The sequence below is a fragment of the Shimia litoralis genome (genome assembly GCF_005518135.1).
GTDB classification, from domain to species: Bacteria; Pseudomonadota; Alphaproteobacteria; order Rhodobacterales; family Rhodobacteraceae; genus Shimia_E; species Shimia_E litoralis.
Genome location: NZ_SULI01000007.1, coordinates 16,730 through 36,334, shown reverse-complemented (window position 1 = coordinate 36,334; position 19,605 = coordinate 16,730). Strand labels below are relative to the sequence as shown.

Here is a 19,605-nt window from a genome sequence, read left to right as displayed (position 1 = left end):
GCATGGCTGATCTTTTTAGCACCTCATCCGATCCAACGATTGAGAGCGCTCAAAGACCGCTGGCGGATCGGTTGCGGCCCCGTGTATTGTCAGATGTCATTGGACAGAAACAGGTTCTTGGGCCGGACGCACCGCTGGGTGTGATGTTGGCGTCGGGAAGTTTGTCGTCGCTGGTGTTTTGGGGACCTCCGGGGGTTGGCAAAACCACTATCGCCCGGTTGTTGGCAGATGAAACCGATCTGCATTTTGTGCAAATCAGCGCGATCTTCACCGGTGTCCCGGAGTTACGCAAAGTGTTCGAAGCCGCGCGTATCCGTCGGCAAAACGGGCAGGGGACGTTGTTGTTTGTCGATGAAATTCATCGCTTCAACAAAGCCCAGCAAGATGGATTCTTGCCATATATGGAAGACGGCACCATCCTTTTGGTGGGGGCCACAACCGAGAACCCATCGTTCGAGTTGAACGCAGCGGTCTTAAGCCGTGCGCAGGTTCTGGTTCTTGAGAGGTTGGATTTTGCCGATCTGGAGCGTCTTGTGCAACGCGCCGAAAAAGAGATGGACCGCGGGTTGCCTTTGGATGGTCCTGCCCGCGAGGCGCTTTTGGAAATGGCGGATGGCGATGGGCGGGCGTTGCTGAATCTGATCGAACAGGTGTCCGCATGGAAGGTGCAAGGCAAGCTGTCCACGGATGCCTTGGCGACCCGATTGATGCGCCGCGCGGCCAAATATGATAAAAATGGCGATGAGCACTACAATCTCATCTCGGCGCTTCACAAATCGGTGCGGGGATCGGACCCGGATGCGGCTTTGTATTGGTTTGCCCGCATGCTGGCAGGTGGTGAAGATCCACGATATCTGGCGCGCCGGATCACACGCATGGCTGTAGAAGACATTGGCCTTGCCGATCCACAGGCCCAAGCGGTCTGCCTGCAATCATGGGAAACCTATGAACGATTGGGAAGTCCAGAGGGCGAATTGGCTTTGGCACAGGCGGTGACCTATCTGGCGCTGGCCCCGAAATCCAATGCGGCCTATGCAGCCTATAAAAATGCCATGGCGGCGGCGCGCAAAACAGGATCAGAGCCGCCCCCCAAGCATATTTTGAACGCCCCGACATCTTTGATGGCAGACCAAGGATATGGTGACGGCTATCAATATGACCACGACGCCGAAGATGGCTTTTCGGGACAGAACTATTTTCCTGAAACCATGAAGCGGCCGGTGCTGTATTCACCTGTAGAGCGGGGATTCGAGCGTGAACTTAAGCGCCGCTTGGACTATTTCGTGAAATTGCGCAGCAAACGCTCCGACTAGTGAAGGTTTCGTTGGCTTGCATGGGGCGCTTTTGCCAATAAGCCGGAAAACTTGACATTTCGGCCATTGCGCGCGACAGACGCGGGATGATAACAACCCTTCTTTCAGTGGCCCTTGGGGGCGCCGTTGGTGCATGCCTGCGCTATGTGACTGGTCTTGGTGTCGTGCGCCTGTTGGGGCACGGATTTCCAATGGCGGTGATTACCGTAAATGTCGTGGGATCCTTCTTGATGGGGGTTTTTGTGGTGCTGGCTGCGCACCGTGGGCTGACGCATTTGTCACCCTTGATTATGACGGGGCTTCTGGGCGGGTTCACAACGTTTTCGGCGTTCTCGCTTGAGACAGTGAATTTGTTTGAACGTGGTCAATTTGGCGCTGCTGCCGGATATGTGATGATTTCCGTGGTGGGATCGGTCGGGGCCTTGATGTTGGGAATGTGGATGACACGCGGAGTATTGGCATGAGCCGGGTACAAACAATTACGGTTTCACAAGATGACGCCGATCAGCGCCTTGATCGTTGGATGCGGCGGATATTCCCCCACATCAACCAGATCAGAGTCGAAAAGCTCTGCCGAAAGGGCGAAATTCGCGTCGATGGTGGTCGGGTGAAGCCCGCCACGCGCTTGCTAGAAGGTCAGACGGTACGAATTCCGCCGCTGCCCGATCCGGGGCAAGAACCTAAGCGCGCAGTTGATTTTGTGTCTGATGCAGATGCACGCATGATCCGCGATTGTGTCATCTATAAAGACGACCATATTATCGTGATCAACAAGCCTCCAGGCTTGCCAACACAAGGTGGCAGCAAACAGACCAAGCACGTTGATGGTCTTGCCGAAGCGCTGAAATTCGACCTTGAGGAAAAGCCGCGCCTTGTGCACCGCTTGGACAAAGACACATCGGGTGTGCTGGTTCTGGCCCGCACGCGCAAAATGGCCAGCGCGTTGACCACAGCATTTCGCCATCGTGAAACCCGCAAGATTTACTGGGCTGCCGTCGCTGGTGTGCCGATCCCGATGCGGGGTCAAATCAAATATGGTCTGGTCAAAGCGGCTGGCCACGGGCAACGCGGTGAGGGCGAGAAGATGTACTGCGTACATCCAAAGGATGTTGCGGATACTTATGGAGCTAAGCGCGCGGTCACGGATTATGTCGTTTTGACTCGTGCGGCTGGCCGTACATCTTGGGTGGCGTTGGAGCCCATCACCGGTCGTACGCACCAGTTGCGCGCGCATATGGCTGAAATTGGCCATCCGATTATTGGTGACGGCAAATACGGTGGATCAGGTCAGGAAAATCTTGGCGATGGATGGGGCGCACAGCTCGGCGGCGAGATTTCCAAGAAACTTCATCTGCACGCACGGCTGATCCGATTTGAACACCCCGAGACCAAAAAGATGGTCGAGATCATCGCAGACCTGCCCAAGCACATGGCGCACACGTGGGATACCTTCCAATGGTTGCCCGAAGATGTAGAGCGTGACCCGTTTGAGGGTGATGAATGAGCGAAGCGCTTCGGCTTGTCATCTTTGACGTAGACGGCACCTTGGTGGACAGCCAAGGTGATATTCTTGCTGCGATGGCATCAGCATTTTCTTCTGTGGGGGCTGCGTGTCCGTCGCGTGAGGCGGTTTTGGGGATCGTTGGGTTGTCGCTTGATGTGGCCATGCCCAAGTTGGCGCCAGATCAGAGCGCGGCAATACACGACCAGTTGGTGGATGCCTATAAAGACGCCTATATGACATTGCGTGCTCAGACCGGGGCGGCCGAGTCCTCGCCGCTGTACCCAGGCGCGCTAGACGTGCTGCATACCCTAAATGCCCAAGACAATGTGTTGCTGGGGGTTGCGACTGGCAAGTCGCGCCGTGGTTTGGACAAGTTGTTAGAGGGGCATGATTTGACCTCGGTATTTGTCACGGAACAAGTGGCAGATTTCCATCCGTCAAAGCCGCATCCATCGATGGTTATGGCGGCGTTGGCGGAAACAGGCGTGGCACCAGAACATGCCGTTATGGTTGGGGACACCAGCTTTGATATGGCGATGGCCAAAGCTGCGGGTGTTCGCGGTATTGGCGTGAGCTGGGGGTATCACGACATCGGTGCGCTTGGTGATGCGGACTGTGTGATCGACGCTTTTGGTGATTTGCCTCGAACTTTGGATTTGATGTGGGAACTTTGAGATGAGTGGTTGGACGAAGAACAAGCGGTTCTGGAAAGAGGCGACTGTCAGCGCGCAGGGGCATGAGTATACGGTTCTATTAGACGGGCGAGGTCTTAAAACCCCTGCCAAAGCGGATTTGCGAGTGCCGACCGCGAAAATGGCAGAGGTCATCGCCTCGGAGTGGCAGGCCCAAGGTGAAGAAATCCAGCCGCTGACCATGCCGACAACGCGATCTGCAAATGCTGCAATTGACAAAGTGCGCATCCAACACTCCGAAGTTGCGGACATGATTGCCGAGTACGGTGGCTCTGATCTTGTATGTTATCGCGCCACTGAACCCGAAGAGCTGATTCGCAAACAAGCCGAGCTATGGGATCCGATGCTCAGCTGGGCCGCCTCTGAACTCAAGGCACCTCTTGTGCCAGTCTCGGGCGTGATGCACGAATCCCAAGATGCGACGGTTCTCGCCAGCTTGGCCAAGCGGGTCCATGACCTGACAGATTTCGAACTGGCCGCGTTTCACGATTTGGTGAGCCTCTCTGGCTCTCTGGTTCTTGGATTTGCTGCAGTGCACTCTGTGCACTCGGTCGATGAAATATGGGACTTGTCGCGAGTCGATGAGAAATGGCAGGAAAGCTTGTGGGGAGAAGACGAAGAAGCCCAAGAACTTGCAGAAATCAAACGCCAAGCCTTCTTGCACGCCGACAGATTCTTCCGTTTATCACAGCTCTGACGCCCTAATATTACTCTGTTGGCAAGCATTCATCAGGCAGTTGTGCGCATAGATTGAAATTTGTGATCTGGCACTTGACGTTTTGCAATGATTGCGCCCAAACTAACAAATGCCGAGGACAAAGTATCCTTTGCGTTGTTAATGGTCGGGAGCGGCCACAATATTTGCCCCTTTAAATGGGGCAGCCAATGGGGAAATAAAAATCATGAAAAAATCCGTACTTTTGGGTGCGCTGACTGTTGCTGGCCTGGCGGCTGGCGCTGCTGCTGCTGGCACTCTGGATGACGTAAAAGCACGCGGCAAACTGAACTGTGGTGTAACAGTCGGTCTTGTCGGTTTTGCGGCACCTGATGCAAACGGCAACTGGGAAGGTTTCGACGTGGGTATCTGTCGCGCCGTCGCCGCAGCTGTTCTTGGCGATCCACAAGCCGTCGAATTTGTGCCAACAACTGGTAAAACACGTTTCACGGCACTTGCGTCCGGTGAAATCGACATGCTGGCACGTAACACCACTTGGACCTTCTCGCGCGACGTTGACCTCAAGTTCACCTTTGTTGGTGTGAACTATTATGATGGTCAGGGCTTTATGGTTCCGGCTGAATTGGGCGTATCTTCGGCAAAAGAGCTGGATGAAGCGACCGTATGTATTCAAACTGGTACAACCACCGAGTTGAACTTGGCCGACTTCTTCCGTGCCAACAACATCAAATATGATCCGGTGCCAATCGAAACCAATGCCGAAGCTCAACAGCAATATCTTGCTGGGGCATGCGACGTCTACACAACAGACGCGTCTGGCCTTGCTGCGACACGCGCAACATTCGAGAGGCCGGGTGACCACGTTCTCCTGCCAGAAATCATCTCGAAAGAGCCTTTGGGCCCGCTCGTCCGTCATGGCGACAACCAATGGGGCGACGTTGTACGTTGGTCTTTGAATGCTCTGATTTCAGCTGAAGAGCTTGGCGTGACATCTGCAAACGTTGCGGAAATGTCAGCTGGTACGGACAATCCAGAAGTTAACCGTTTGCTCGGCTCCGAAGGTAACCTTGGCGAAATGCTTGGTCTGTCTGCTGACTGGGCTAAGAACGCCATCATGGCGGGCGGCAACTATGGTGAGTTGTTCGACAACAACATCGGCGAAAACACTTCGATCGGTCTGGCACGTGGCCTGAACGCTCAGTGGACCGAAGGCGGCCTGCTGTATTCGCCTCCCTTCCGCTAAATCCCAATTCAAAGGGCGCGAGACACCTCGCGCCCTTTGCTTTTCATAAAGTTCAAAACATCGACCACCGGCAAAAAGCCTATAAAAACAAGGTCGAGTAACGGGGAACTTCTTACATGACTACTTTGACCGACCCTCCGAAGGCGTCGTTCCGGCTATCTATGCTGATTTACGACACCCGGTATCGCTCGATGACAATTCAAATTGTCGCGCTGATCGGGTTTCTCATTCTGATCGGCTGGCTCATCAGCAACACGGCGCAAAACCTTGCTGATTTGGGGAAACAACCAAGCTTTGGCTTTTTGTTCGAACCCGCTGGCTATGACATCAACCAGCGGCTGCTGGATTATAATTCTCAACACACACATCTGCGGGCTGCTTTCATTGGTCTTTTGAATACGTTGCTTGTCGCCGTATTGGGATGCATCACTGCGACGATCTTGGGTGTGATTATTGGCGTTCTGCGCCTCTCTAAAAACTGGCTTATTTCCAAGCTGATGACAGTGTACGTGGAAACATTCCGCAACGTACCAGTCTTGCTTTGGATCGTGTTCATCATGGCCATCATGATTGAAACCATGCCTGCCCCAAGGGCTTTCCGTGGTGAAGACCCTGCTGCGACTATGAAAGTTTTCGACAGTGTGGCGCTGACCAATCGCGGTGTGTATATTCCTGAACCGCTATTTTCCAACAGCCTCGGTAATGTCCACCTGTTTGGAGCAAGCAGCTTCCGGTTTGATGTATCGCTGGATTTGGTCGCATTCTTGGTCGTGTTGTTTGCAGGGCTGTATGCAAGTTTCAAAATCAAACAGCGTGCAGACCGGATGCAAGAATCAACCGGCGTGCGGCCCACAACGTGGTATTTACGTTTGGGCGTTGTGCTGATCCCAGTGGCGATCCTGTTCGCGGTATTGGGCTTCCATCTTGGCTATCCAGCGCTGAAAGGGTTCAACTTCAAGGGCGGCATCTATATGCGCAACTCGTTGATTGCGCTCTGGTTGGCATTGTCTCTCTATACGGCTGCATTTATCGCAGAGATCGTTCGTGCCGGAATTCTTGCCATCAGCCATGGCCAGACCGAGGCTGCGAGCGCTCTGGGGTTGCGCCCCAACCGGACAATGAACCTTGTTGTGTTGCCGCAAGCGTTACGCGTCATCATTCCGCCGCTGATCTCCAACTATTTGAACCTGACCAAGAACTCGTCTTTGGCGATTGCTGTCGGGTACATGGATCTTACCGGCACATTGATGGGGATCACCCTGAACCAGACCGGGCGCGAGCTTGAGACGGTTCTATTAGGGATGGGCATCTATCTTGCGATTTCGCTGACGATTTCGTTTGTGATGAACTGGTATAACAAACGCGTCAAATTGGTGGAGCGGTGATATGAGCGATATTTCGTATGTTCGTACTGAGATGCTTGCTGAACAAGATCCTCCGGCCACGTCGGTTGGCGCTATTGGATGGATGCGTGCGAACCTGTTTTCGGGTGCTTTCAATTCGATACTGACCATCGTCTCGCTGGGCCTGATCTATGTGGTTCTCTCCAAAATTCTGCCGTGGGCGTTCTCGCCGACATGGGATGCCACGTCGCTGAGAGAGTGCCGTGAAATTATTGCCGCTGCTGGCGGCGGTGGTGAACACGGCGGCGCATGCTGGGGTGTTATTCGGGATCGCTGGGTTCAGTTGTTGTTCGGCTTCTACCCGTCTGAACTGTATTGGCGCCCAATTCTGGCATTTGTGTTGCTAGGGGTTGCTTTGGCTCCTGTGTTGTTTGCTGACCATGTGCCTGCAAAAATGATGCGTTTCTCAATGCTGTATCCGTTTGTCATGCCTTGGTTGCTTTGGGGAGGATCTATATGGGTACCCGTCGGGGCATTGCTGGGCTTTGTGATTGGCTATGCGGTCTATTCCGTCGTCACCAACACGATGAGTGGGCTGCTTGGGATAATTACCGGTGTCATTGCAGCAGTAGTATGGTGGATGTTCCTGACCGGAGGTTTCTCTTCAATTTTGTCAGGGATCGCCCCACTCGAGTTGGACTTCGTAGACAGTCGTAGCTTTGGTGGCATGATGTTGTCGCTCACCATTGGCGTGGTCGCGATTGGGTTTTCCCTTCCGATTGGCATTGTTTTGGCTTTGGGACGTCAATCTGATTTGTTGATCGTCAAGGCACTGTGCGTTGGGTTCATCGAATTCATTCGTGGGGTTCCTCTGATCACCCTGTTGTTTGTGGCGTCGACGCTTTTGAACATCTTCATGCCTCCGGGGACGAACTTTGACATCATCATGCGTGTGATCATCATGGCGACCTTGTTTGCATCCGCCTATATGGCCGAAGTTATTCGAGGTGGTTTGGCGGCATTGCCCACAGGACAATATGAAGGGGCGGACTCGTTGGGTCTGAACTATTGGCAGGCTCAACGGCTTGTCATCATGCCTCAGGCGCTGAAAATCTCTATTCCTGGGATTGTCAGTACATTCATCGGACTTTTCAAAGATACCACACTTGTGTCGGTGATCGGTCTTTTGGACCCGCTGGGCTTGTCCAATGCTATCCGTGCTGATGCAGCGTGGAACGGCATCGTATGGGAGCTGTATGGCTTCATTGCGCTGATGTTCTTCGTCTTTTGCTTCGGCATGTCCCGTTATTCCATGTATCTGGAGCGCAAGCTTCAGACAGGTCACAAATAAGGAGATCACCAATGTCTGATCTTGCAACAAATCGAGAAATCGACCGTTCCAAAATGCATGTCTCTGATGATGTGGCGATTGAAATTTCTGGAATGAACAAGTGGTACGGATCTTTTCACGTACTGCGCGATATCAATCTGACTGTGAACGAAGGCGAGCGGATCGTGATCGCCGGACCTTCAGGGTCGGGGAAGTCGACACTGATCCGGTGCATCAACCGTCTGGAAGAGCATCAGCAAGGCAGGATTGTTGTTGATGGAACCGAACTTACCTCGGATTTGAAAAACATCGACAAGATCCGTTCCGAAGTGGGCATGTGCTTCCAGCACTTTAACTTGTTCCCGCATTTGACCATTCTGGAAAACTGTACTCTGGCCCCGATTTGGGTGCGCAAGACGCCTCGGAAAGAGGCTGAAGAAACAGCGATGCACTTCCTTGAAAAGGTAAAGATTCCAGAGCAGGCTGATAAATATCCGGGTCAATTGTCGGGTGGTCAACAACAGCGTGTGGCGATTGCCCGCTCGTTGTGCATGAAGCCACGCATCATGCTGTTTGATGAACCGACCTCGGCGCTTGATCCTGAGATGATCAAAGAAGTTCTGGATACGATGATCGAGCTGGCCGAAGAAGGCATGACGATGCTGTGTGTCACCCACGAAATGGGTTTTGCACGTCAGGTCGCCAACCGGGTGATCTTTATGGATCAAGGTCAAATTGTTGAGCAAAACGAACCAGAAGAGTTCTTTAACAATCCGCAGAGCGAACGCACCAAGTTGTTCCTCAGCCAGATTTTAGGTCACTAGACAGAGACCATAGTCTTGAAAAAGCCCCGCAACTGCGGGGCTTTTTTTATGTGCGTTCTGATAATTCTCTGGGAACCACAAAGGCCTTGATTTTTCCGGTGCCGTATTGGACTTCCTGCCAACTATCTGCATCAAACTCCAAAACGGTGGTGGCACAGGTTGGATAGTCCAGGAATCTGGGATGGCGTGGCAGTTCGTGCGCCAAGCGTTCTGCAAGCTCGGCAATGCTCGGATTATGTCCCACCATCAAAACAGCCTGTGCGGTTTGCTGCGTAAGTTTCGCCCGCATCGTATCCGCCGAGCAATGGTACAGCCCTTCGTCGAACTCAACTGGGGCATCAAGCGCCAATAATGCTAGGGTTTCGCGCGTGCGTGCCGCAGTGGAACACAAGATAGTTTGTGGAACAAAGGACTGATCGCGCATCCAATCGCCCACAGCTTGGGCTGATGCGCGACCACGTTTGTTCAAAGGGCGGTCGTGGTCTGATTGACGCAAGTCGTCCCAGCTCGATTTAGCGTGTCTGGTCAGGATTAGCCTAAGTACCATTCTCAAGAAATACCTTCATATGATAGGCCGATTGGGCCTCTTGTCGGTTGTAGGTCTGCGAAATCGGACAAAGTCGCCGCGCGGCGCACCCTTTTTCAAGGCAATGCGCGGGGTCAGTGGCGCGCAGGGCCTGCTTACAGGCTGGCACATCATAGAGACCTTGGTCAAAGGCGCTAACAGGGCAGGCGGTGCGGCATGGCTGACCTGTGCACGTCTCACAGGGGGTGGTGGACGGTGCAGGCAGGTCAAGACGTTGCCGGAACCCCAGAGCGCCCCGAAAGGAAACGAACAGGCCTGACGTATCATGCACCAGCAGGTTGATCGGGGATTGGTGGCACCTCTGGGTTCGCAGAGCCCACTGAAAAAACGGGGCATAGGGTGGGCCTGAAAATGGGAAAAAGGGTGTCGCGCCAAATGCGACGGCCAAAGCGGTGATCACGCGAGACGACCAGCGATCCACAGGATTGGCTGTTCCATCTTGAAACTCGGGCTCCGTCACAAAGGCATCCCAAAACGCGGCCCCACTTGGCCCCAATAATAGCACGGTTTCAAGACCCGCAAGCTCTGGCTCGTCGGGGCTGGGATGGAACCCACCAATCACGTCCAAATGACGCGTCGCGAGTGTGTTGGCGATCAAATCATACATTATTTTCGTCGAAACGGGAGCCATAGACTCCAGCCGAGGCGTGAGGGTTTGTCGTCTTGCCAGACAAGACCGATCTTCATGGCGTCGTGACCGTCAGCAGGTTGAGCGATATAGGTGCCAAACATCCTGTCCCAGATCGAGAGCGAAAACCCATAGTTGCTGTCATGTTCGTGACGATGCACTGAATGGTGTACGCGGTGCATGTCAGGCGTCACCAACACGAGCCGCACCACGCGATCAACGCCCAAGGGCAATCGCATGTTGGCGTGATTGAACATCGCTGTTCCATTCAGAACAATCTCGAACAGTATGATGGCCAATGCCGAAGGCCCCAATATATAGACCAACCCGATCTTGAGAAGCATAGACAATGCTATCTCTAACGGATGAAACCGGATGGCGGTGGTGACGTCAATATCGCGGTCAGCATGGTGGACGCGATGTAGTCGCCACAATAGAGGCACCTTATGGGTAATGAGGTGCTGCGCCCATATGGCAAAATCAAACACAAGTACAGCCAAGATCACTTCGATCACAAACGGCCAGTCGGTAAGATTGAAGAGCCCCCAGCCAAGCGCATTTGCATCAATCGCAGCCCCAACGGCAAGCAAGGGCAATGCAAAAGCCATGACGCGCATTGTGAGCGTATTCACAATGGTCAACGCCCAGTTTGTCACCCAGCGCGATCGACGAGGTTGGGTGCGTTGTTTGCGTGGTGCCAGTGTTTCAGCGATCGCAAAAATTGCGAACAGCCCGGCAAACACACCCAGTCGGATGAGGACTTCGTTCTGCATCACATGGCCTTGGTTAAGAAGCGTCAGCCTTATAATATTCTATTCCAAGAATATTATAAGGCTTTTCTTGCCTAATCCGCGCGGATCAGCGATCCGGCGCCATGTTCTGTAAACAGCTCAAGCAAACAGGCATTCGGGGCGCGGCCATCCAGAATGACAACCGCTCGGACACCGCCATCAATGGCGTTCAGCGCAGTTTCGGTTTTGGGGATCATGCCGCCAGCAATTACACCGCTTGCTGTGAGGTCGCGAATTTGCTGCGCCTTGAGCTCGGTCATCACATCCCCAGAGGTCCCTTTGACGCCGGCCACATCGGTCAACAGCAGCAAACGATCAGCCTTGAGAGCCGCTGCGATCGCGCCGGCGGCGTTATCGCCATTCACATTGAATGTTTCGCCATCTTTGCCTGCCCCAAGTGGCGCAATGACGGGGATCGTGTCATTGGCGAACAGATCATGAAGCACGTCTGGGTTCATTTCCGAAGGTGTGCCTACGAACCCGAGGTCCGGGTTGGTTTGTTCGCACACCATCAGGTTTGCGTCTTTGCCAGAAAGTCCCACAGCTTTGCCACCTTGGCGGTTGATGGCTTGGACAATACGTTTGTTGACCACGCCGGACAGAACCATTTCGACGACTTCGACGGTTGCGGCATCAGTGACACGTTTGCCATTCACAAACTCCGACTGAATGTCGAGTTTGTCGAGCATTGCATTGATCATCGGGCCACCACCGTGAACAACGACCGGATTGACGCCAACTTGGCGCATCAATACGACATCGCGCGCAAAATCATCCATGGCTTCGTCGCTGCCCATGGCGTGTCCGCCAAGTTTGATAACGACGATCGCCCCAGTATAGCGTTGCAGATACGGCAATGCTTGGGACAGGGTACGTGCGGTAGCGATCCAATCGCGATTCATGTCTTGCTTCTTCATCTTGAAATCCTCTTGGGGTCTGTTGTTAGACGCTTGGAGGAGAGCTGCCAATAGGTCAAAATTGCCGGTCAGCTGCAGATATTACCCGCGTCGGGCGCGGATGTGCGGGTGGTGTGACATGCGCCGCTAGTCAAGTGTTGCCACAATAGAGCGCAATGTCGCGATGCCATCACCCTTTTCGCTGCTGGTAAGTACGATTTCAGGATAGGCAGCGGGATGTTTGGACAATGCCTTGCGCACTTGCTCAAGCACCTTTTCGCGGTCAGACACTTTGACCTTGTCTGCCTTGGTCAGCACCACCTGAAATGTCACGGCCGAGCTGTCGAGCAGGGACATGATTTCTTCGTCAACGGATTTGACACCATGACGGGTATCAATCAACACAAACGCACGACGCAAGCTTGCGCGCCCCGAGAGATATTGCTTGAGCAGCTTTTGCCATTTCTCGATGACCGGCAGGGGGGCGTTTGCAAAACCATATCCGGGCAAATCGACCAGATAATGGCTGTCGGCCAGTGTGAAAAAGTTGATCTCTTGCGTCCGGCCGGGGGTGTTTGATGCCCGCGCCAAACGTGTTCGCCCAGTCAGGGCATTGATCAGGCTGGATTTCCCAACATTGGAGCGTCCGGCAAAACAAACTTCGATGCGATCCGAGGGGGGCAGCCCATCCATGGCAACGACCCCCTTGAGGAAATCGCTGTTGTTGCCTGCAAAAAGCTTGCGGCCTTTTTCAGACGTGAATTCATCCGGCTCTTCAACCAGCGGGAAGGGTAGTTGCATTAGAGCACCTCGATTGTATCGCCGACAGCAATGTCGCCAGAGCATGTCACCACAGCATAGACGCCAAACTCTTGATGCCCAAAGGAAGACTTGAGCGCCTTGAGCGTGTCGGCATCGCGTATACCAGTTTCAGGGTTTGCTGTTGTCGCAAGACAGCGCGTGATCTGCTCGCGAATGGCAAGTTCGGCTGTCCCAATTTTCAATGTTTTGCCGATCCAGTCATTCTCGGCCCAAGCAGAGAGACCCTGAATGTGGATGTTGCCGCGCCAACGATCCATCGACAGGTTTGTGTCCATCACTTCGGAAAGTGCGTTGTTCGACGCCAAATTTAACAAGCTGACAGAGGGGAAATCTGTATCCGTCATTCCGCATGTCTCAGCCCGGACAATCTGTGCCGACTGCGCCCGGTTTTGGGGCATAATTGGATTTACCCACGCCAAGAACTTTGCGTTTTCGGTGTCAGGGTCAAATCGAAGTTGACCCAAATCGGGGTGTGACAGTTCTAGGGTGCCAGCGGCCTCGTTTGATGTGGCCGTGATGGCCATCAAACCCGGTGCTTTGGCGCCACGAGAAAAGTTATTGCAAGGAGCCCACGTTGCGCCATCTACGTTCGCCATCTCATGTGCGACGGCCCAACGCCGATCCCACGGCATGGTCTGTCCTTGTGTCAGCGAAGCGCGTGAAAGCGCTTCGCGACCATGGCTCTTGATGGGATGCCGCCACAGAGCAGCGATCCGCGCAGTCATCACTCGCCCGACTGGGCTTTGCGCTTAAAGCCTCGTTTGATGTTTCCGAAAACATCGGGTTTGTATCCATGGCTACGCATGATCAAATACTGCTGGGTAAACGTGATGACGTTGTTGGTAATCCAGTACAGAACCAGACCTGACGCAAAGCTGCCGAGCATGAACATGAACACCCAAGGCATCCAAGCGAAAATCATCGCTTGCGTTGCGTCTGTGGGCGCTGGATTCAGTTTTTGTTGCAGCCACATCGAGATACCCAATAGAATGGGCAAGACGCCAAGGCTTAGAATGAAGAAGATCGAACCGGGTTCTGGCGTCGCAAAGGGCAATAGACCAAAGAGGTTCAAGATCGAAGAGGGATCTGGGGCGGAAAGGTCGGTGATCCAACCAGCCCAAGGCGCATGGCGCAGTTCGAGCGTGACAAAAATAACTTTGTAGAGCGAGAAGAAGATCGGAATCTGAATCAGGATCGGCAAACAGCCCGAGGCAGGGTTTACCTTTTCCTTTTTGTACAGCTCCATCATAGATTGCTGAACCTTCTGGCGATCACCACCAGCGGCTTCTTTCAGCTTTTCCATTTGTGGCTGAAGCTCTTTCATCTTCGCCATGGAGGCATAAGATTTATACGCCAGTGGGAACACAATCGCCTTGATCAGAACTGTGAGGGCGATGATTGACCAGCCCATGTTGCCAATATGGCCATTCAGCCAGTGCAAAACGGCGAACATTGGCTTGGTCAGGAAAAAGAACCAACCCCAATCGATCGAATCCAAAAAGCCTTTGACGCCGTCGTTTTCTTCATACTGTTTGATGGTCGCCCATTCTTTGGCACCTGCAAACAACTCGCTCGAAACGGTTGTCGTTTCGCCTGCTGCCACTGTTACGGTCGGCATCAGGGCGCGCGTGTGGTACGTATCGGCGCGTTCGTCATATCGAACGGCGGCTTGGAATGGAGTGCCTTGCGAGGGAATTAACGTCGCCATCCAGTAGTGGTCGGTGAACCCGATCCAGCCATCTTGCGTAACGGCTGTGGTTTCGGCGCGTGCGCCTTCCCGTTGGTCGTATGGCAGGTCCGTCACATCGTCGTAGTCAATTTCAGAAAGCTCGCCATCCGCCATACCGACAACACCTTCATGCAACACAAAGAAGTTCTTAAGGTCTGCGGGTTGGCCATATCGGGACAGAATACCGTAGGGGGCGAGTGACACAGTGCCAGCGCCGGTGTTTTCAACGGTTTGATCGACGGTAAACATATAGTTTTCGTCCACCGAAATCGTGCGGCGGAACACGAGCCCTGATCCGTTATCCCATACAAGTGTGATCGGAGAGGTTTCGGTCAATGCTTGGCCGCGCTCAACGCTCCATTCGGTGTTGGCACCTGGGACAGTATCGTAATCCAGTCCCGCACCAGGGGCCCAGCCATAAAGTGCGTAATATGCGTGAGGCTCGCCTTTTGGTGACATCAAAGTCACCGTAGCGGCGCCTTCGTCCAATGTCTCGCGATAGTCGTTAAGTTTTAGGTCGTCGATGCGGCCACCCAGAAGCGAGATGGACCCGCTTAGGCGTGCGGTCGAGATATCGACACGCGGTGCATTGGTGGTTTCGACGATGTCTGTCTCAGTGGCTGCGGCTGCTTCGGTGGTTGGTGCCAATGCAGGGACGCCGCCTTCGACAGTTACAGGCGCCGCTGCAACGGCTGGCGCATTCGGATCCTCGACCTGTTCGGGAGGAGGAAACAAGACAAACCATACAAGGATCACGACAAAGCTGAGCACAGTCGCGAGAATTAGGTTCTTATTCTGATCGTCCATTGCCTTGGGCCACCTGTCTTTTAAACGTTGAGGTGGTTCAACAGAGGTGTAGCCCAAAGGTCAAGAGGATTCCGGCTCTCAAGCGGTTATGGGTCCGTTTCGCGCTGCTCTATTGCGCCTTTTTTCCAATTTGGGGCGCGGTTTGCAATTTCGCATTGTGTTTGTGAAGCCACGTAATGACCGACGTCGGGGCAAGCGGTCGGGAGATTCCAAAGCCTTGGACGTGCGAACATCCGAGCTGGGACAAGATTGCGTGTTCACCTGCGGTCTCTACGCCTTCGGCCAGTGTATCTAGGCCAAGGCGCTCCGCCATCGTGAGAATCGCTGCGATCATGCGTCTTTGGTCACTGTCTTGGTCACACTGTGTGACAAAAGAACGGTCAATTTTCAGGCGTGTAATGGGCAAATGTCGAATTGAAGAAATGGACGCGTGCCCCGTGCCAAAGTCGTCTAGGTCAATGGGACAGCCCAGTTTGCAGAGCGCGGTCACATTCCGTGCAACGATATCGTCTGGCGAGCCTGCGATCACATTTTCAATAATTTCAATCGCGAGTCGAGATGGGGCGAGATCAAATCGATCCAGTTCCCATTTGACCATTTCCGGTAAACTAGGGTTGCGCAGTTCGTCGGCGGAAAAGTTTACGCCAATTTGAGGAATTGAGACGCCCGAGCTGTCCCAAACCTGAAGCGCGCGCAGAGATTGGTCCAACATTTGCTTGGCAAGCGCTTCCATCTGGCCCGTGCGTTCAAATATCGGAAGAAATTCGCTTGGGGGAAGAAGGCCTCGGGTCGGGTGTTCCCAGCGCGCAAGCGCTTCAAGGCCACTCAGTCGGCCAGTGTCTGTGGAAATTTGCGGTTGAAACCATGCTTTGATCTCGCCGCGCTCAAGTGCGTGACTTGCTTCGTTCTCTGCCTTGCGACGGGATACTGATTTTTGCTTTAGTTCATTCGAGTAGGCTCTGATCGCAGAGGGGCTCGCGCGCAGCGCCTCGGCCATGGCAATCTGGGCCGCGTTTCGCAAGGCCTCTGCTGACGATCCAATAGATGAGTGTGAGGTCGCAAATCCTACCGCACAAGACACAAAGATCGATGCACGCGAGAGTAAGACGGGTTCTTCAAGCGCTGACTGGATGCGCGCGGCCATCTGAATGCAGGACTCTGTCGTGAGATGATGTGCCGGCGCAAGTGCGATCGCAAATTTTCCATCTTCGATTTGAGAGATCGCATCATCTTCTCTAAGGGCATCACACAAACGACGCGCGCAACATCTGGCGACATCTTCGGAAATGTTGGAGCCAAATCGTTTTCGAATGGCATCGAGATCATCGATATTAAGCAGAAAATATGCGCTCTTGCGCCCAGTTTGAGTGGCGTCGCGCAACATTGTCGTCAGGGTGCTGTGAAATGCGTCTTCGGTAAGAACTCTGAGAAACCCTTGATGAGGGTCGCGCACATATCGCGCCAAATGTGCGTATCGCTTGAACAGCAAAATGCTTGATGGCAATAGCATCGACACACCAAGTAACCATCCTTCACCACCGACGACATAGACCAGCAAAATCAACGCAGCGGCCAAGACCGGCACGGCGCGATTGAGCGATTGTTCGATCGCAGGGGTCATGCGAAGTTTTGTCGTACCGAGCCCGTTTCGAAGCAACATGAAATCCGTTTTCCTAGAAGCAGCGATTCTGCCTGACTCTAGGGGCGGGTGTTGTTCAGGGCCTTAACGTAGCTTTGGAATGTCGCTCTCAATTTGTTCAAATTTGACAGACCCGCGCTCAAGGCCGGCAAAATCAAACAATTTGGGATCCAGCAAATGTGACGGGCGTGCATTCATCAACGCGCGAAACATAACTTGGCGGCGCCCCGGAGAATTGGTCTCCCACGTGTCCAGTATTTGTTTGACTTGCTGGCGCTGCAAACCATCCTGTGACCCGCACAAATCGCAGGGTATGATTGGATAGTTCATAGCCTGCGCAAACTTTTCGCAATCCGCTTCAGCGACATGCGCCAACGGGCGATACACGAATAGATCTGCCTCTTCGTTCACCAACTTTGGTGGCATGGTCGCAAGACGCCCACCGTGAAACAGGTTCATAAAAAAGGTCTCAAGGATGTCGTCGCGGTGATGCCCCAGCACGACTGCAGAACACCCTTCTTCGCGGGCGATGCGATAGAGGTTGCCGCGCCGCAATCGTGAACATAAGGCGCAAAAGGTGCGGCCCTCGGGGACTTTGTCCATCACAATCGAATACGTGTCTTGGTATTCAATGCGATGCTCTACGCCCATACGTTCCAGGAATTCGGGCAGAACTGTCGCAGGAAAGCCGGGCTGACCTTGGTCGAGATTGCAAGCCAAGATTTCCACGGGCAAAAGGCCGCGCCACTTGAGTTCATGGAGAACCGCGAGCAAGGTGTAAGAATCTTTGCCGCCAGACATGCATACAAGCCACCGCGCGCCGGGTTCGATCATTCCGTATTGTTCAATGGCTTCGCGGGTATGGCGGACGATGCGCTTGCGCAATTTTTTGAAATTTGCGGAAGACGGGGCGCCATGAAACAGCGGGTGGATATCATCTAGATCATCAAGCATGGGTCGCCTTTAGGCGAAATTCGATGATCGGGCAAGAGATCGCTAAGTTGCGAAAAATGATTGCTTGGCCAAATGTTCGCGAAAAGGCCATAAACCCTTTCGCGATGCATCGTATGTGACACGCTTACATTTGTTTTGCGTTACACTCACGCGCCATCTCAAGCGCCTTATAGGTGCCTTTTAGGTCCACGATGAACCCATAAGATTTTTCAGGGAACACAGCCATTGTGTATTGTTTCGCGATGTCCTCGGCGACCTGCGGGTCATCCGTCAAAACGTAGCCTCCGGAATAGCCTTCGGTGATGTTGCCGCGCATGCCAGTGGCTTCGCCCGTGTAAAGATTGTCTCCAATCAGAATGGCTACACCTTCTTTTTGGCCCTTTTTGATATCTGTTTCCGCCTTGGTGAATACACCGATATAGGCCACAGAACGATCGTCGGTCAGCCCCATCTGCACGACGTTGCTCAGGTCATCCTTGGCTTCGATCAGGCATGATTTTTTTTCGTGGTCGACAAATACATTCCAACCTTCGACGGAGCCAAAATGTTCGAATTTTTGTGCAAGGGCACCTGTCGCGATAACAGTGCCAAGCAGGGCGGTTCCCATGATTTTTGCAAGCTTCATAAATCTGAATCCGTAATTGTTACTAATTGAGCCTAAACACTAGGCGAGGCGCGGCGACGGGTCCAGCAGTCGATCATCTTGATCGGTGGATTTTCGCCTCTTGGTTGATTTATTGATCGTGGGAAGATCTGTCGTCCTTGGCGTCTGGAACGGGATCATACCCGTCTCCGCCCAAAGGATGGCAGCGACCGATGCGTTTGATCGTCAAAAAACTGCCTTTTAAAGCGCCATGCTTTTCCAAAGCTTCAAGCGCGTAGGCGCTGCATGTTGGTTGATATCGGCAATTAAAGCCGACCCAAGGCGAGAATATCAAACGATATGCTCGCACGGGCAGGGCAACGATGTGCGCCAAAAGGTTCATGATCCGTCCGTATGCAATTTCTTAAGTGCATACTTAAGGTCACCCTTAAGATCTTCAAAGGGTCGCAGATCCGTTACCTGAAAGCGGCCAACCAGAACGTAATCCCATCCCGGTCGTCCCAATGTCGGCAGGATCAACCGTGCGACTTCGCGTAGACGTCGCTTGGCGCGGTTGCGTGCAACTGCATTGCCTACTTTTTTGGTACAGGTGAACCCGACGCGTATTGCGTCGCTGGGGACAGATTCGTCAGGGCGGCGTTTGCGGGCCTGCACCATCATCCCTTTGCTGGCTTGGCGGCGCGCACGGGATGCGGCGACAAAGTCAGCTCTGACTTTGAGGATGTCCAGACGAACGGAAACCGCCGGTGGCGTATCCCGATGGCTGGTGTTGCCATCTATTGGGGCCTCCGGCGGTGTCATATCCGTCAAATGCGACTGAGTGCTTTATGCGCTCAGCGATTTGCGACCCTGTGCACGACGTGCGTTCAGGATCTTACGACCAGCTTTGGTCGCCATACGTGCGCGAAAACCGTGGCGCCGTTTGCGGACCAGGTTCGAGGGTTGGTAGGTGCGTTTCATCGCTCCGTCTCCATTCTGTCGGGCGCCTTGCGACAGATTCGCTGGCCCATGTGCTATTCGAAGTTCGTCCTATAGGGGGGGCTTTCGGATAAGTCAAACACCCGATGACGGTTTTGCAACAAATTCGCCAGTCGGCGCCAAGGTTTGTTTCATTTCGGCTTGAAAGGGGCCTTGTTCATCACGAGAGCGCCCGCCGTCATCAACCAACCGTGATCGGACTGTTGTTTACCCAAATACTGCCGCATGTTGGTTCGGAATAATTAG

The 19,605-nt window shown here is 53.5% G+C and carries 22 protein-coding genes; 9 read left to right on the top strand and 13 right to left on the bottom strand.

All coding sequences use genetic code 11. The features are described 5' to 3' along the window. Window positions 1-2: 2 nt before the first annotated feature. The 9 genes from FAP39_RS07775 (at window position 3) to FAP39_RS07735 (ending at window position 8,925) form a co-directional block, all read left to right on the top strand. Window positions 3-1,313, top strand: a complete 1,311-nt coding sequence (locus FAP39_RS07775) for a replication-associated recombination protein A (protein WP_138015835.1) — start codon at window positions 3-5, stop codon at window positions 1,311-1,313. A gap of 86 nt (window positions 1,314-1,399) precedes the next feature. After that, window positions 1,400-1,777 (top strand): fluoride efflux transporter CrcB, encoded by a 378-nt coding sequence (gene crcB / locus FAP39_RS07770; protein WP_138015834.1) that lies wholly within the window; start codon window positions 1,400-1,402, stop codon window positions 1,775-1,777. Continuing rightward, complete coding sequence (locus FAP39_RS07765) at window positions 1,774-2,817, top strand: RluA family pseudouridine synthase (protein WP_138015833.1); 1,044 nt, start codon at window positions 1,774-1,776, stop codon at window positions 2,815-2,817. The genes crcB and FAP39_RS07765 overlap by 4 nt, the downstream gene beginning before the upstream one ends. After that, entirely contained in the window at window positions 2,814-3,491 is a 678-nt protein-coding gene (locus FAP39_RS07760; RefSeq protein WP_138015832.1) for an HAD-IA family hydrolase, read from the top strand. Before FAP39_RS07765 ends, FAP39_RS07760 begins: the two co-directional genes overlap by 4 nt. Window position 3,492: 1 nt before the next feature. After that, entirely contained in the window at window positions 3,493-4,206 is a 714-nt protein-coding gene (locus FAP39_RS07755; protein ID WP_138015831.1) for an ATP12 family chaperone protein, read from the top strand. A 205-nt stretch (window positions 4,207-4,411) separates the two neighbouring features. Continuing rightward, window positions 4,412-5,428: an amino acid ABC transporter substrate-binding protein gene (locus tag FAP39_RS07750; RefSeq protein WP_138015830.1), complete on the top strand. Its 1,017-nt coding sequence runs from the start codon at window positions 4,412-4,414 to the stop codon at window positions 5,426-5,428. A gap of 116 nt (window positions 5,429-5,544) precedes the next feature. Further along, entirely contained in the window at window positions 5,545-6,813 is a 1,269-nt protein-coding gene (locus FAP39_RS07745; RefSeq protein ID WP_138015829.1) for an amino acid ABC transporter permease, read from the top strand. A 1-nt stretch (window position 6,814) separates the two neighbouring features. Next, window positions 6,815-8,122, top strand: a complete 1,308-nt coding sequence (locus FAP39_RS07740; RefSeq protein ID WP_138015828.1) for an amino acid ABC transporter permease — start codon at window positions 6,815-6,817, stop codon at window positions 8,120-8,122. Window positions 8,123-8,133: 11 nt separating this feature from the next. Beyond that, window positions 8,134-8,925 (top strand): amino acid ABC transporter ATP-binding protein, encoded by a 792-nt coding sequence (locus tag FAP39_RS07735; RefSeq protein WP_138015827.1) that lies wholly within the window; start codon window positions 8,134-8,136, stop codon window positions 8,923-8,925. 46 nt (window positions 8,926-8,971) lie between these two features. Here FAP39_RS07735 and FAP39_RS07730 read toward each other — a convergent pair whose 3' ends face one another. The 13 genes from FAP39_RS07730 to rpmH all read right to left on the bottom strand — a co-directional run bounded on the left by FAP39_RS07730 (window position 8,972) and on the right by rpmH (window position 19,341). Further along, entirely contained in the window at window positions 8,972-9,472 is a 501-nt protein-coding gene (locus FAP39_RS07730) for a SixA phosphatase family protein (RefSeq protein ID WP_138015826.1), read from the bottom strand. Continuing rightward, window positions 9,462-10,118, bottom strand: coding sequence for a ferredoxin (locus FAP39_RS07725; protein WP_138015825.1), 657 nt, complete (start codon window positions 10,116-10,118; stop codon window positions 9,462-9,464). Before FAP39_RS07725 ends, FAP39_RS07730 begins: the two co-directional genes overlap by 11 nt. Then, on the bottom strand, window positions 10,118-10,912 hold the full coding sequence (locus FAP39_RS07720) for a sterol desaturase family protein (protein ID WP_138015824.1): 795 nt from the start codon (window positions 10,910-10,912) through the stop codon (window positions 10,118-10,120). The genes FAP39_RS07725 and FAP39_RS07720 overlap by 1 nt, the downstream gene beginning before the upstream one ends. Before the next feature lie 71 nt (window positions 10,913-10,983). Then, a complete protein-coding gene (gene argB / locus FAP39_RS07715; RefSeq protein ID WP_138015823.1) occupies window positions 10,984-11,847 on the bottom strand; it encodes an acetylglutamate kinase in 864 nt (287 codons plus the stop codon). Window positions 11,848-11,973: 126 nt separating this feature from the next. Further along, a complete protein-coding gene (gene yihA / locus FAP39_RS07710; RefSeq protein ID WP_138015822.1) occupies window positions 11,974-12,627 on the bottom strand; it encodes a ribosome biogenesis GTP-binding protein YihA/YsxC in 654 nt (217 codons plus the stop codon). Beyond that, on the bottom strand, window positions 12,627-13,373 hold the full coding sequence (locus FAP39_RS07705; RefSeq protein ID WP_138015821.1) for an MOSC domain-containing protein: 747 nt from the start codon (window positions 13,371-13,373) through the stop codon (window positions 12,627-12,629). The genes yihA and FAP39_RS07705 overlap by 1 nt, the downstream gene beginning before the upstream one ends. Next, window positions 13,373-15,184: a membrane protein insertase YidC gene (gene yidC / locus FAP39_RS07700; protein ID WP_138015820.1), complete on the bottom strand. Its 1,812-nt coding sequence runs from the start codon at window positions 15,182-15,184 to the stop codon at window positions 13,373-13,375. Before yidC ends, FAP39_RS07705 begins: the two co-directional genes overlap by 1 nt. Before the next feature lie 109 nt (window positions 15,185-15,293). Next, a complete protein-coding gene (locus FAP39_RS07695) occupies window positions 15,294-16,844 on the bottom strand; it encodes a putative bifunctional diguanylate cyclase/phosphodiesterase (protein ID WP_138015819.1) in 1,551 nt (516 codons plus the stop codon). 63 nt (window positions 16,845-16,907) lie between these two features. Then, the gene (ttcA, locus tag FAP39_RS07690) at window positions 16,908-17,777 is read right to left on the bottom strand and encodes a tRNA 2-thiocytidine(32) synthetase TtcA (protein ID WP_138015818.1); all 870 of its coding nucleotides are present in this window, start codon (window positions 17,775-17,777) and stop codon (window positions 16,908-16,910) included. 124 nt (window positions 17,778-17,901) lie between these two features. Further along, window positions 17,902-18,402 (bottom strand): hypothetical protein, encoded by a 501-nt coding sequence (locus tag FAP39_RS07685; protein ID WP_138015817.1) that lies wholly within the window; start codon window positions 18,400-18,402, stop codon window positions 17,902-17,904. 109 nt (window positions 18,403-18,511) lie between these two features. After that, complete coding sequence (yidD, locus tag FAP39_RS07680) at window positions 18,512-18,763, bottom strand: membrane protein insertion efficiency factor YidD (RefSeq protein WP_138015816.1); 252 nt, start codon at window positions 18,761-18,763, stop codon at window positions 18,512-18,514. After that, window positions 18,760-19,182 (bottom strand): ribonuclease P protein component, encoded by a 423-nt coding sequence (gene rnpA, locus FAP39_RS07675; protein ID WP_138015815.1) that lies wholly within the window; start codon window positions 19,180-19,182, stop codon window positions 18,760-18,762. The genes yidD and rnpA overlap by 4 nt, the downstream gene beginning before the upstream one ends. Before the next feature lie 24 nt (window positions 19,183-19,206). Continuing rightward, the gene (gene rpmH, locus FAP39_RS07670; protein ID WP_108800938.1) at window positions 19,207-19,341 is read right to left on the bottom strand and encodes a 50S ribosomal protein L34; all 135 of its coding nucleotides are present in this window, start codon (window positions 19,339-19,341) and stop codon (window positions 19,207-19,209) included. Window positions 19,342-19,605: the final 264 nt, after the last annotated feature.